Genomic DNA, 13215 nt, shown 5'->3' with positions numbered 1-13215 from the left:
AGCCCGGTGGCGATGATCTGTTGCTGGTAGGCGCGGGTGAGGGTGTCAAGTCTGTCGTTCAGGTCTCACGGAATCTGAGATAAAGCGTCAGAGTAAATTGCTGCAGCCGACGGCAGCGCACATTGACCCCGCCGCCCGTGTGGCAGAGTCTTCTTAGATGACCGAGCACGCCACCACGATCACCTTCCGAAGTCTGGACGGGCTGCGCCTGGCCGGCACGCTGGTCAAACCCGACGGCGCCCGAGGGGCCGCGACGGTGCTCGTGCACGGCGGTGGCGTGACACGTGAGGAGGGCGGCTTCTTTGCCCGGCTGGCCTCAGGGCTGGCAACTGCGGGCCTACCCTCGCTCCGGTTCGACCTACGCGCGCACGGGCAAAGCGAGGGCGAGATGCAGACCCTCACCCTGTCCGGCGTCGTGAACGACATCCGAGCAGCCGTTGAAGAAGCGCAGAAGGTCAACGACACAGAATCCGTGAACGTGCTCGCCGCGAGCTTCAGCGGTGGTCTCGCCGCCTTCTTCGCCGCTCGCCACCCCGCGATGGTCAACAGACTCGTGCTGATCAACCCGCTGCTGCACCACAAGCGCCGTCTCATCGACGAGAAGCCGTACTGGCACGACGACCACCTCGACGACGACGCGGCCGAGCAGTTGGCCACGCAGGGCTACTTGGCTCACTCGCCGACCTTCAAGCTGGGTCGGCCGCTCTTGAACGAGTTGTTCTATCTGCGGCCCTACGACGCCCTCGGCGAGGTGACAGCGCCGACGTTGATCCTGCACGGCACAGCCGACACGTTCATCCCGATCGACTCATCGCGAGACGCGGTCGGACGCTTCGGCGGCGAGGCTCAGCTGATCGAGATCGAGGGAGCCCAGCACGGGATAGCCGTCCACGATGACCCCCGGTACCTCGACCCCCAGACCCAGAGCTGGCAGGCGGAGAGCATCACCACGATCGCCGACTGGCTACGGGCCGCGCCGGGCTTGTAAGCGATGGGTCTGCCAGACTTTGATCAGCGTCGATGCGCCTCAATGACCCGGTAGCAGGACCGGTTCTACCGGCGCTCCGGGGCTCGGGTCATGCGAGAACGGCTTGCCGAAGTTCCTGCACCGCAGGGCGTTGCCGCCAAGTACGGAGCCGGCCGACGACGCGCAACACCTCACGGTGAGTACGAGCGGAGTCGGTCGCCCTTGCGATCTCCAGTGCGGACAGCGCGGACGCGGCGGCGTTATCGGGGTCCTTGGTGGCGGCGTACGCCGCGCCTTTGAGTGACAGGAAGTACCCGAAGTCGCGCTTGGAAAAGGCTGCCTGAGTCAGGTGGGCCTCGTAGAGTTCGAGAGCGCGGTCCGGTCGCCCAACCTCGGCGTGGCAGATCGCCACCTGTAACTCGAAGAGGGCCTTGTTGAAGTGGGAGCCCATCCCTGCAGAGGAGGTCGCCTCGGTAAGCAGCTCGCGAGCTTGCTCGATCTCGGACTCCATGGCGGTGACGTCCTGGTCGAGCATGGCGTGAGCCCGCGCCGCTTGTTGCGCGGCTTCGGCCTGCACGTGTGGCGGCAGACGCCACGGTCCCTCTTGGACCGCTTGGACGAAGGCCATCATTCCAACGGCGTCTCGTTCGTCCCAAGCCGCCTGCGCCTTCTTCAGCAGGACGTAACCCTGCATGGCAGAGTCGGCTGCCGTCTGGGCCCATTCCATCGCCCGATCTCGCCAGTATCCGGCGGGGTGCCCTGCTCCGAGGTCGCGGTAGAACCATCCAAGAAGTTCGGCGGCGAGCGCGGCGGTGCGCAGGAGCGCACGTCGGACGTCGGGGCGGGCGTCGCGGGCGGTTTGGTCGATAGCGGTGACCAGTCCGAGGACAATCGGGATGCTGGCCGCAGCGCCGACGGTGCGGTCGAGGCCGGCCGCCTCGTCGATGCGGCGGCGGAAGTGCTCGACCAGCGCCGCGTCGGCGTATCGGCGAGCATCCTCAAGGGCGGCGGCAATGTGCTGAAGCTCCGCGACACCGACCGTCGGCAGCGTGATGGCAGCGACCCCGCGTTTGAGAAACGTCCGGCGTAGCAGTTCGCTCACCCGGGTCCACTCGTCGTCGGTCTCGACCGTTCCGGTCTGTTGGGATGGCAGGGCTTCGGCCACTATTGGCTGGGGCCACATGCCTCGCGCGTCCGGAAGGGCGCGGCGCCGATCCCGTTCGGCCGCAGCCTCCAGTACAGACCGCTCGACATCGAGCCCGGCTGCCAGCGCGGCGAGCCAGGCTTCGGGCCGGCGCCTTCCCCGTTCCCATCGAGACACTTCGGCTCGGGTGACGGTCGCGGTGCCGGTGATGGCGCACAGGCGCGCGGCGAGATCGGACTGAGACATTTCGGCCTGCTCCCTGAGCTGTTTCAGGAGCGCCGGAAGCTCTGCGGCAGTGTTCATGACCTGCGGTCTCCGTATAGGCCGCCAGGGGCCAGGTAGGGGCCTGCGAACAGGCTCTCCTCCTACATCGAGGAGGGAGAGAGGTTTGTTGCGTCCACGTTCACACATGCGGCTGACCTTGGCGGGAGGACCGGTCATGTTTCGCGCTTCCCACAGCGGCACCAGCTTCTCGTCCGCGTCGCTGGACCGGGAGGAGCCACAGGCGCACGCACGAGGCCTGCTTCTGGGATTGGCCGCAGAACTTGAGTGTCTCGGCCTGCGCGCCCGCGTTGTCGAGGAAGTGTTGCGCCCGGTCACACTGCGGGTGTGGGAGCCGCAGCGGCAAAGCAGCTCCGCCGAGGTGGTGGCCAGCCAACGCGTCGAAGGCGGGTTCGTCTTCGTCCTCATGAGCGACGGTGCCATGGGGCTGCCGGCGGCCATCGTCCCGGCCGACGTTCCTACAGTGGCCGCACGCGAGCTTGCTGACCGCTTGCAGGCTCACAACAAGGCATCCCAACCACTACGCCGCCGGAACCAACCAACTCGTGAGACGGCTTCCGGCCCCATGGGCCACCCCGCGAGATCAGGATCCATCACCCCGGCAAGGAAAACGGAGGAAGCATGAGCCCCAAGCCCGTGGAGACCGAGACGCGTGCGGCCGACGCCGATGGCGCGTTCGACCTGGACGTGCGCCTGCTGGAGATCACCGACCCCGCCGGCCTCGTCAACGTGACCGACGACGGATGCACCAGCACCTGCGGGGCCTGCGTGAGTGGCGCCGTCTGACCAGCGCGTCACCACTCGCCCCAGCGCGCCGGCGCCGCCGTACGGATCTCCCTACGGCGGCGCTGCGGCTGGTATCCGCATCGTCGACTCGGAGGTGCTCGTGCGTGCCCCCACCCGTCCGGACGTCTTCCGGGCAGCAGATGCAGCGCTCATCCGCGCTGCCGCCTATGAGGGGCCGACTCTTCCGCCATGGCCCGACTTGACCGACTCCACGCCAGCGAGCGTGCCCGCGTGGATAGCTTGGCTTCGGGCTGTCTGGGAGATCGACGACGTTGCCGAGGCTTTGGGCCATGCCAGCCCCGCGCTCGCGCGTCAGGTGAGCGTTCTGTGCGCTGGGAAGGACACCGAAGCTCGCGCGACCCGACGCGCCGCGCTTTCCGTCGCTCGCTATCTGCAGCGCTTGGTAGGACGCGCGACGCCGTTCGGGTTTCTCGGCGGCGTCTCGCCCCTGTCGTTCGGCGGCGATGTCTGCCTACGCTGGGGTGGACGGCACCGGGCCATCGCCCGTGCCGGCGCGGAGTGGTTGGTCGGCATCATCGCCCAATTGGAAGGCTGTGCGGAGCTCCTCGGCCGGCTGCCGGTCATCGCCAACACCACCATGATGGTGCGCGGTGACCGATTGATCGTCCCCTACCAGCCCCTTGCCAACGGACGGGGAACGGGCGCTGCAGAAGTGTCGCTGCGGTACAGCGCGGCGGTACGGGCCGCAGTGCAGTGGGCGGACACGCCGATCGGCTTCGACGATCTGAGCGCCAAGCTGCAAGCAGAGTTTCCCGCAGCCGGCCCGCCGCGGATCACCGCGATGCTGACCGAGCTGGTGGGGCGTGGAGTCTTGATCACGAGCTTGCAGGCGCCGAGCACCGAACCAGACGCTTTCGGCTACCTGCTGGAGCAACTCCACAAAGCCGACGCTTCTTCCGTGGCACCGATTGCCAGTCTGGTGGCCGAGCTCATCGAGATTCACGATCTCCTGCAGAAGCACAATCAGACCACCCAGGAGGCGGGCCCGGGTCTCCGCCGGGCCGCTGCCGCACGGATGAGCGGTCTGGTCGCGGTGGAGAAGCATCCATTGGCGATTGACCTGCGGTTGGACGCAGCGGTAATTCTTCCGGGCAAGGTCGCGCGAGAGATCGAAAACGCCGCCTGGACACTCACGCGCTTGAGCCCCTTCCCCGCCGGCTCCCCAACGTGGCGCGCCTACCACCAGCGGTTCTACGAACGTTTTGGTATCGGGTCGCTGGTACCGGTCCTGGACGTGGTGAGCGACAGCGGCATCGGCTGGCCTGACGGCTACCCAGGCACGGTGACACCTACCCGGCCACCTGCCCTGTCGAGCCGCGACCAGGTACTCCTCACCCTGGCCCAGAACGCGGCCATCGACGGCCGCAGCGAAGTGGTGCTGGACGATGAGCTCATCGCGGCCTTGGAGTTGGGGCCTGACCAGCGTCGCCCGCCGCCGCACCTGGAACTCGGCGTCCGCGTGAATTCCGCGGACCAGACCGCGTTGCGCCGAGGAAACTTCACGCTGGAGGTGGTGTCGGTCTCGCGCGCCGCTGGAGTATTGACCGGCCGGTTTCTGAGCGTCCTCGATCCAAATGACGCCAGCGCCCTGTCCAGCGGCCTGTCGAATCTCCCGGCCAGTTACCAGGACACTGTCCCGGCGCAGTTGTCGTTCCCGCCGCTGGATCCGGCGACCGCGCACGTGACCCGCACACCGCAGACGCTCTCGACCGTGATTAGTCTTGCCGAGCACCGTCCGGTCGGCAACACCGCGCTGACCATCGACGAGTTGGCAGTGGGCTGTGACGGCCGCAGGTTGTACTTGGCAGTCCCCGCACGAGGCCGGCGGCTGGAAGCGGCGGGGCTGCACGCGCTGAACCTGAAGACGCATACGCCCCCGCTCGCGCGTTTCCTAACGGAGTTGAGCCGCGCTCAATGCGCTCAGGTGACGACATTCGACTGGGGAGCCGCCGCCCGGCTGCCGTTCCTACCCCGGCTGCGCCATGGACGGACGATCCTCTCGCCAGCACGATGGCGGCTCGAATCGGCCGACCTTCCAGCCGACTCGCAACGGGGGGAGGTGTGGAACGAGGCCCTGTCCGCCTGGCGAGCCGGCCGCCGCATACCGCGCCGGGTGCATCTATCCGAGGGCGATCGGTCACTGCCGTTGGATCTAGACGAACCCGGGCACCGCGTCCTTCTCCGTGCCCATCTCAGAAAGACGTCCCACGCCTTGCTGACCGAGGCGCCCAAGCCGCAAGACACCGGATGGTGCGACGGCCGAGCGCACGAGATCATCGTGCCGCTCGTCGCCAACACACCCCCGCAATGGCCACGGCTGCCGACACCATCGCCGGAACGAATCATCGGCCGACATGACCAGAGCCAGACGCCGGGCACGTCCCCGGTGGTGCTTGCCAGCCTGTACGGGGACGTCCACCGGCAGGATGTCATCCTCGCCGAGTACCTGCCGGATCTGCTCTCGCGCTTCGAAGCACTGCCGGACTGGTGGTTTGTCCGCTACCGCGATCCGGACCACCATCTACGGCTACGAATCGCACTGCCCGACCCGACCGCCTTCGGTGAAGTCGTCCACCTGGTCAGCACTTGGGCGGACGAACTCCGCCTTCAGGGATTGCTGCGTGAGGTGACGTATCCGACCTCCCATCCTGAGACCGGCCGATGGGGTTCCGGCCCAGCGTGGGCAGCAGCCCAGAAAGTGTTCGGCGCCGATTCACTTGCGTTGCTCATTCAACTTGGCCTGCCACAGCGGCCGCACCGGCAGGCACTGGTGGCTGCCCACACCGTCGCGATAGCCGCAGCCTTCATGGGGGACGTCGCAGCGGGCATGCGGTGGCTCGTCGACAACATCCCGGCCGCCGCCCCGACGAAGGTTCAGCGTCCGGTGTTCAGCGAAGCCGTCCAGATCGCCAACCCCGACGACGAGTGGGCTGCACTGCGCGCAGTACCCGGTGGCGCGGCCATCACCGAAGCATGGAAGCAGCGCCACCAGGCAGTTAGGGAGTACCGCGCCCACCTACCCGGCCCTCACACCCGCGGCATCTTGACCGACGAGGTCCTGCGATCCCTCATGCACGTGAACTTCGTACGGGCCTGCGGCATCGACTTCGACGACGAAGCCATCGGCCTCTACCTCGCACGCTCCGCCGCGCTCTCTTGGACGGCCCGGACCACGGGTGAACGCCCATGACCAGCGGACACCCCACCAACAAACTCGCCGACACCATCGCTGACCGCTTGGCACATCCCGATGCCGTCCCCAGCCACCTTGCGCGGCGCCCATGGTGGCGACAATCGCTCGCCCACGGAGCACCCGGTGTCGCGCTACTGCATATCGAGCGTGCCGCCACTGGACTCGGCTCATGGCAACGCGCCCACGACTGGCTCGCCTACGCCACCCACGCCCCACTCACCACCGGAGCCGACAGCCACCTGTTCTACGGCGCCCCCGCCATCGCACACGCCCTCAACTGCGCTGCCGAGCAACGCCCCGGCACCTACCAGGACGCCCTAAAGCGCCTCGACAAAGTGATCACCGCGGACGCCCGCGCCCGCGTCGACGCAGCCCACGCCCGTATCGACGCAGGCCGGCTTCCCAGCCTGAACGAGTTCGACGTCATCCGGGGCCTGACGGGCATCGGCTCCTACCTCCTCCGCCGCGACCCGGACGGAAAGCAACTGCGTGCAGTCCTCGAATACTTGGTGCGTCTCACCGAGCCGATTAACGTCAACGACCAGACGCTGCCGGGCTGGTGGGTCGACACCGGACCCGATGGGCACCACAACGAGCGATTCAGGCACGGCCATGCCAACTCCGGACTCGCCCACGGAATCGGCGGCCCCCTCGCCCTGCTCGCGCTGGCCACTCAACGCGGCGCCGGCGTCGACGGCCAGTCGGACGCAATCACCAGAATCTACGCCTGGCTCGACCGCTGGCGCGTTGCTACCCCAACTGGTCCGGCCTGGCCCTACTGGGTCAACCGTTCCCAGCTACGCGCGGGACACCGGGCCGTCTCCAGCTCACAACGCCCCGGTTGGTGCTATGGCACCGCAGGCCTGGCCCGTGCCCAGCAGCTCGCCGCCCTGGCGACCGGCGACGACGACCGCCGGAAGATGGCCGAGCAAGCCATGCTGCACGCTCTGACCAAAGCCGCCCTGCGCCCGGAAAGCGGCGACCCCTCGCTGTGCCACGGACACGCCGGGCTCGTCCACATCGCTGCCCGAACCGCCGCCGATGCCGACCGCGATACCGCGCGCCGCCTTCGCGCTGGGCTGCCGCCCCTTCTCCGCGTCGTGTCCGCTGCCGCCACCGGCGATGAAGAGCTCGAACCTGCCCTGCTCGAGGGGGCGACCGGCATCGCCCTGGTCCTCTCCAATGCCGCGGCCATCCCCAGAACGAGCTGGGACGCCTGCTTGCTCATCACCTGATCGACCCGCACCCGTGAGGACACCACTCCAATGCGCGCACCTGGCTGGCACCAACTCGACATCGCCTTCCCCGACCGAGTGACAGCCGCAACCGTCGCCGCCCACGACCTGCTCCCCGCGCTGGACGCCGCCCAAGACGACGGTCATCTCCAGGACTGGTGGTTCCTGCGTAAGAGTTCATGGCGGCTGCGCTACCGGGCCGACGCCCCCGATACCGCCGCCATCCCCGACCTGCTGAACAAGCTCACCGCCAGCGGACGCATCAACGGATGGACGGCCGGGATCTACGAGCCAGAGACAACTGCGTTCGGCGGAGAAGCGGCGATGGACGTCGCGCACACGCTCTTCCACCACGACAGCCGTCACATCCTCATGCGAACCGCGCAGAACGCCGCCCCGGCGATCGGACAACGCGAGACCACGGTCCTGCTGTGCAGCGCGATGTTCCGCGCCGCCGGCCTGGACTGGTACGAGCAAGGCGACGTCTGGCAGAAGGTGGTCGAGCTCCGGCCGCTGGCCTCTACGACGATCGATCCCGTACGGGCCGCCGTGCTCAGGCGATCGATGCAGTTACTCATGACCGCCGATCCCCGCGACCTCCCAATCCAAGATGGCGACCACGCCTTCAACGACCAGTGCGGCTGGCTCGCCGCATTCGTACAGGCAGGCCGAGACCTCGCCGGTCTGGCCCGTCAAGGACGCCTGTCACGAGGGCTGCGCGCCGTGCTCGCCCACCACGTCATCTTCCACGGCAACCGAGCCTCAGTGTCGACCACGGAACAAGGCATCCTCGCGAGGCTGGCGGCCAACGCCGTCTTCGACACCGACACCGACGATTCGTCCACACCCATCACCCCGACTACTAAGGTCATCCCAATGACTACGCTCAGCGATGAAGGCTCTCTGTTGTCCGCCGACCAGTTGAGGGACGCACTCACCGACCGGCTGCGTGAGCGCGACGTCCTGCGCAGCGCGCGTGCCGAGGCCGCGTTCCGGCGGACACCGCGGCACCTGTTCCTCCCCGGACTCCCTCTCGACCAGGCGTACGCCGACAAGCCCATCTACACCAAGACCGACGAGAACGGCGTGAACATCAGCGCCGCCTCCGAGCCGTGGATGGTCGCCGCGATGCTCGACCAGCTCGACGCACAGCCCGGCGAACGCATCCTGGAGGCCGGAGCCGGCACCGGCTACAACGCCGCGATCATGGCCGCCATCGTCGGCGACAGCGGCCGCGTCACCACCATCGACGTCGACGAAGACCTCGTCACCAGCGCCCGCGAGCACCTCACCGCCGCCGCCATCACCAACGTCGACGTGATCCTCGGCGACGGCGCGCTCGGCCACCCCGCTCGCGCCCCCTACGACCGCCTCATCGCCACCGTCGGCGCCTACGACGTGCCCACCGCCTGGCTGGACCAACTCGCCCCCGGCGGGCGCCTGATCGTCCCCCTACGGCTACGCGGCACCAACTCCCGCAGCATCACCTTCGAACGCAGCGACAGCGGATGGCGCAGTCGCGACAGCCGCCTGGCGGTCTTCATGCCACTGCGCGGCATCGGCGACGACGCCCGCCACTACCTCCACCTCACCCCCGAACAGGACGTGACCCTCCAAATCCACAAGGACCAAACGGTCGACGATGCCGCGATCACCGACGTCCTGCAGACCGAGCGGCACGAGACCTGGACCGGCGTCCTGTTCCCGCCCGCTGTCCCGTTCGAGTGGATGGAGCTGTGGCTATGCCTGCGGCTCGACAACGCACTGATGCGAATGAACGTCCACCCCCAAGCCAAGGAACGCCTGGGCTTGACTCCCATGTTCGGCTGGGGCGCCATGGCAACCGTCGACGACCACGACCTGGCCTACCTCACCATCCGCCCCGCCCCGCCCTCCGCAGACGGCGGCAAGCTCTACGAGGTCGGAGTCATCGGCCACGGCCCCAACAGCCACCGCCTCGCCGACCAGGTATCCGAAGAGATCCGCACCTGGGACACCCACTACCGTTCCCGCAGCGTCCACTTCGAACTCCAAGACACGACCGCCCCGGCCGACCCCGCCGCAGGCCGCTTCGTCTTGGACCGGCCCCATCACCCCATCACGATCACCTGGGAGTGACGCCGTGGACGCCACCGAGCCGGCGCTCCGCTGGTTCCCGCTCGTCGCACGCGCTCGGCCCGCCTGCGCGCCGCTCGACAAGCGGGTGGCCGCGCTGTGCACCCTCGCAGAAACGGCAGCACGATCAAACGACCAGGCCGCCGCGTCCGCCGTCCATAATCAAGCGGCCCTGCTGGCGTCCGACGTCGGCATGCCGACCCTTGCCCGCGAGTTGTGCCACCGCCACACCGAGTTCTACTTGCGTGCTTGCCCCCTGGATGCCAGAGCCGCCCGCCGGGCCCTCGAACCCCTGGTCAACCTCGCCCGACTCCATATTCGCGACGCCAACGGCGGCAGCGCCTTCCGCCTCCTGGACACCCTCTACGAGGCCGTGACGTCGGGTACGGACATCGTCGTCGACGACCTCCTCGTTCCCGTTTCCACACTGGTCGCGTCACCGGCCGAATGGCAAGAACTCCGTCGCTGGCTGTGGAGCGTCCACCTTGCCGACGGCACCCGAGCACTGACCAGTGCCGGCCAATGGCAGGAAGCCCTCGTTCACCTGCGTCGCCACCGAGGCATCGGCAACCGCATGCTGGACGGCCGCCAAGTAGCCGTAGTAGCCCGTCTCACAGCAGGTGCCACCGAGGAAGCTATGAGACTCCTGGCAAGTACCACCGCCGGTGAACCTTGGGAAGAGGCGGTAGCGGCGTCCCTCACCGCGCTCTGTCGTCGCCGAGCCGGCCAACCGATCGCGGAGAGCACGGCCACGTTGGTACTTCGCTACGAGCGTCTCCATCTGCCACCAGATTTGGTCGTCTTCCGTACTCGATTAGGGCTGGCTCTGATCGACGCCGCGGACTGTAACGAGATCCGCACCATCCGCTCGGCCATCATCAACCTCGCCCTGCAGGCGGTTTCTTTCAAAGATGGATACGCCGCAAGAGTTATCCTCGAGCGTGGTCACCTTCTGCCGAAGCGACAGAAGCGCCAACTACGTGAAGTACTCGATTATTCTGGCCTAGGCCAAGGCTCAATGCCGCTCGACCTTCAGGCGCGGCTGGATACAGCCGTCACCACCGCCGAGTCAGTGCTGGTTGAGAATCAGGGCCTGAGCCGCGACTCCCAACAGTCACCTACCGTCTCAACAGGAGTGGACCCGCTGCAGACGCGTTTCTCGTCGTAGGTCTACCTCGACCGCCCAGCCGGGATCACCCACCCGAAGGCGATTCTTTGGGCTGTTCGAGAGCTTCAGCTATGGCGTTAAACTCGACAAGAGCCGCAGTAAGATCCTCGACGATCTCGCGGGCGATAACTGCGGGTGGCAGCAGGCTGTCGGCGTCTTCCAAGCTCGGGTCTTTTAGTCAGGTAATGTCGAAGTTGACCTTTTTGCGGGCAATCAACTCATCGTAGGCAAATGCTCTGAAGCGCCCAGTTTCTACGCGGTTCTCGGGGGGCGCTAGAGAGTGTCAATAGTTGGGGTTACCAATTGGCAGGTGGGTGTGGGCGAGGAGGCCGGTGAGCAGGGCGGGCCGGTGCTGGATGCGTTTCAGGCGGGTCTTGATCAGCCGCATGAGCTGGTCGATGGTGTGTTTGGTGAGGTTGGCCAGGGACCGTTTCAGGTGTGACCACACGCCCTCGACGGGGTTGAGTTCGGGGGCGTGGGTCGGCAGGTGGAAGACGGTGAGCCAGTCTCGGGCGGCCAGGTAGCGGCGCATCCGGGCCGAGCGGTGGGTGTTGAGGTTGTCCCACACGACGATGATCGGTCCGCCGAGCTGTTGGTGAGCGGTATCCAGCAGGCGGATGTAGTCGCCTTCGTCGAATCCCTTCTTCTCGTCTTTTCGGCCGCGGTAGGCGTGCGCCCGGTAGATCAGCCGGGGCGGCTCGCCGGGCTTGACGGCCAGGAGCGCGGCTAGCGAGATCCGGTGAGTGCCGCGGGAGGTGAGGCGCACCACTGGCGTGCGTCCGCGTCGTCCCCAGGTGGTGCCTTTGGGCGGCCTCAGCCCCTGGCCGGCTTCGTCTTCGAAGCAGATCCAGGCGCCCAGGTCCGCTGCGGTGTTTCCACCGTCGGCCACACCTCCGCCCGCCACTGGTCGATCCGCTGCTCGTCGCGCTCGGCGGCGCGGCGGGACGGTACCTGCACGCTCCACCCGATCCGGTGCAGCAGCACGTCCACCCTGGCCGGGGTGTAGGAGATGCTGAACAGCTCCCGGATCACCTCGGCGATCCGCGTGAGTGTCCACCGCTGGTCCTGGGTCCAGCCGTGCGCGGCCGGCGCTGGTCGGCCGACAGCCGTCGCCAGGACCGTGACCAGGCCGAACACCTCCGATAGAGGTCAACGTGAGCGTCGAGTCCACGGTGTTTCTGGGGTTGGACGTCGGCAAGGGCGAACATCACGCCTGCGCCCTGGACCCCTCCGGCAAGAAGCTGCACGACAAGCCCCTGCCCAACGACGAGCAGCGGCTGCCCGCCCTGTTCACCCAGTTCGGCCGGCACGGCCGGGTGCTGGTGGTGGTCGACCAGCCCGCCTCGATCGGCGCGCTGCCCGTCGCCGTCGCCCGCGCCACCGGCTGCCAGGTCGCCTACCTGCCCGGCCTACCTGCACCCCGGCAACGCCAAGACCGACGCCCGCGACGCCTACATCATCGCCGACGCCGCCCGCGCTCTCCCGCACTCGCTGCGCCGCGTCGACACCGGTCAGGAGGCTCTGGCCGAGTTGGAGGTCCTCGTCGGGTTCGACGACGACCTGGCGGGCGAGCCGACCCGGCTGGTCAACCGGATCCGCGGGCTGCTGGTCACCATCCACCCCGCCCTAGAGAAGGCCCTGGGACCACGCCTGCACCATCCCGCCGCACTCGAGTTGCTCGTCCAGTACGGCGGGTCGGACAGGCTGCGCACCGCCACCACCGACGATCTGCTAGCCACCGCCCGCCCGCTGGCCCCGCGCATGGCCGGACGCCTGGTCGAGGCGGTCAAAACCGCCCTTGACGCCCAGACCGTCGTCGTCCCGGGCACGACCGCGGCCGCGACCGTCCTGCCGCACCTGGCCCGGTCCCTGCGATCGCTCCACGACCAGCGCGACCAGGTCGCCGCCCAGGTGGAGGAGATCCTCGATGCCCACCCTCTCGCCAGGGTCCTGATCTCGATGCCCGGCCTCGGGATCAGGACCAGCGCACGGATCCTGCTGGAGATCGGTGACATCGCGGCGTTCGCGACCTCCGGGCACCTGGCCGCCTACGCCGGCCTGGCACCCGTCACCCGCCGCTCCGGCTCGTCCATCAAGGGCGAACACCCACCCACCCAAAGGCGGCAACAAAGCCCTCAAACGCGCCATGTTCCTGGCCGCGTTCGCCTCCCTCTCCGACCCCCTGAGCAGGGCCTACTACGACCGCAAGAGAGCCAAAGGTGATTGTGACCGCGAGAAGCGGCTCTGGCTCACATCTCGTGAAAGTAACGATTCGATCTTGGGATGGTGGCCATCATCCGCACT

Annotated in this window: 11 protein-coding genes and 1 pseudogene; 9 read left to right on the top strand and 3 right to left on the bottom strand. The window is 67.6% G+C overall.

All coding sequences use genetic code 11. From position 1 onward, the window contains the following. Positions 1-157: 157 nt before the first annotated feature. A complete protein-coding gene (locus ABD808_RS36965) occupies positions 158-988 on the top strand; it encodes an alpha/beta hydrolase (protein WP_344907727.1) in 831 nt (276 codons plus the stop codon). Positions 989-1076: 88 nt separating this feature from the next. On the opposite strand, the gene ABD808_RS36960 is transcribed toward ABD808_RS36965, so the two are convergent. Continuing rightward, the gene (locus tag ABD808_RS36960; RefSeq protein ID WP_344907724.1) at positions 1077-2414 is read right to left on the bottom strand and encodes a helix-turn-helix domain-containing protein; all 1338 of its coding nucleotides are present in this window, start codon (positions 2412-2414) and stop codon (positions 1077-1079) included. Positions 2415-2550: 136 nt separating this feature from the next. Between ABD808_RS36960 and ABD808_RS36955 the strand changes: the two genes are divergently transcribed. Genes ABD808_RS36955 through ABD808_RS36930 form a run of 6 tightly spaced genes read left to right on the top strand, consistent with a single transcriptional unit; the run spans position 2551 to position 10911 of the window. Then, on the top strand, positions 2551-3018 hold the full coding sequence (locus ABD808_RS36955) for a hypothetical protein (protein WP_344907721.1): 468 nt from the start codon (positions 2551-2553) through the stop codon (positions 3016-3018). Next, complete coding sequence (locus tag ABD808_RS36950; RefSeq protein WP_344907718.1) at positions 3015-3179, top strand: FxLD family lanthipeptide; 165 nt, start codon at positions 3015-3017, stop codon at positions 3177-3179. The genes ABD808_RS36955 and ABD808_RS36950 overlap by 4 nt, the downstream gene beginning before the upstream one ends. Further along, positions 3166-6390 (top strand): lantibiotic dehydratase, encoded by a 3225-nt coding sequence (locus tag ABD808_RS36945; RefSeq protein ID WP_344907715.1) that lies wholly within the window; start codon positions 3166-3168, stop codon positions 6388-6390. The genes ABD808_RS36950 and ABD808_RS36945 overlap by 14 nt, the downstream gene beginning before the upstream one ends. Next, the gene (locus ABD808_RS36940; RefSeq protein ID WP_344907712.1) at positions 6387-7628 is read left to right on the top strand and encodes a lanthionine synthetase C family protein; all 1242 of its coding nucleotides are present in this window, start codon (positions 6387-6389) and stop codon (positions 7626-7628) included. Before ABD808_RS36945 ends, ABD808_RS36940 begins: the two co-directional genes overlap by 4 nt. A gap of 30 nt (positions 7629-7658) precedes the next feature. Beyond that, a complete protein-coding gene (gene fxlM, locus ABD808_RS36935; RefSeq protein ID WP_344907709.1) occupies positions 7659-9746 on the top strand; it encodes a methyltransferase, FxLD system in 2088 nt (695 codons plus the stop codon). Between the two features lie 4 nt (positions 9747-9750). Next, positions 9751-10911: a hypothetical protein gene (locus ABD808_RS36930; RefSeq protein WP_344907706.1), complete on the top strand. Its 1161-nt coding sequence runs from the start codon at positions 9751-9753 to the stop codon at positions 10909-10911. Between the two features lie 283 nt (positions 10912-11194). Here ABD808_RS36930 and ABD808_RS36925 read toward each other — a convergent pair whose 3' ends face one another. Together ABD808_RS36925 and ABD808_RS36920 are read right to left on the bottom strand one after the other, a co-directional pair. After that, positions 11195-11800, bottom strand: a complete 606-nt coding sequence (locus ABD808_RS36925; RefSeq protein WP_344907703.1) for a transposase — start codon at positions 11798-11800, stop codon at positions 11195-11197. After that, complete coding sequence (locus ABD808_RS36920) at positions 11725-12048, bottom strand: helix-turn-helix domain-containing protein (RefSeq protein WP_344907700.1); 324 nt, start codon at positions 12046-12048, stop codon at positions 11725-11727. Before ABD808_RS36920 ends, ABD808_RS36925 begins: the two co-directional genes overlap by 76 nt. Positions 12049-12065: 17 nt before the next feature. Between ABD808_RS36920 and ABD808_RS38745 the strand changes: the two are divergent. Both ABD808_RS38745 and ABD808_RS38740 read left to right on the top strand, forming a co-directional pair. Further along, positions 12066-12474 (top strand): annotated as a pseudogene (locus tag ABD808_RS38745) (IS110 family transposase); the annotation flags it as partial. 198 nt (positions 12475-12672) lie between these two features. After that, positions 12673-13134 carry a transposase gene (locus ABD808_RS38740; RefSeq protein WP_425549023.1) on the top strand — a complete coding sequence of 154 codons (462 nt, stop codon included), beginning with the start codon at positions 12673-12675 and terminating at the stop codon, positions 13132-13134. Positions 13135-13215 lie beyond the last annotated feature (81 nt).

The sequence above is a fragment of the Actinomadura meridiana genome, from assembly GCF_039537545.1.
Classification (GTDB): Bacteria; Actinomycetota; Actinomycetes; order Streptosporangiales; family Streptosporangiaceae; genus Spirillospora; species Spirillospora meridiana.
Note: the sequence above shows the minus strand (reverse complement) of the source record. Positions and strands in the feature narration are given on the sequence as shown.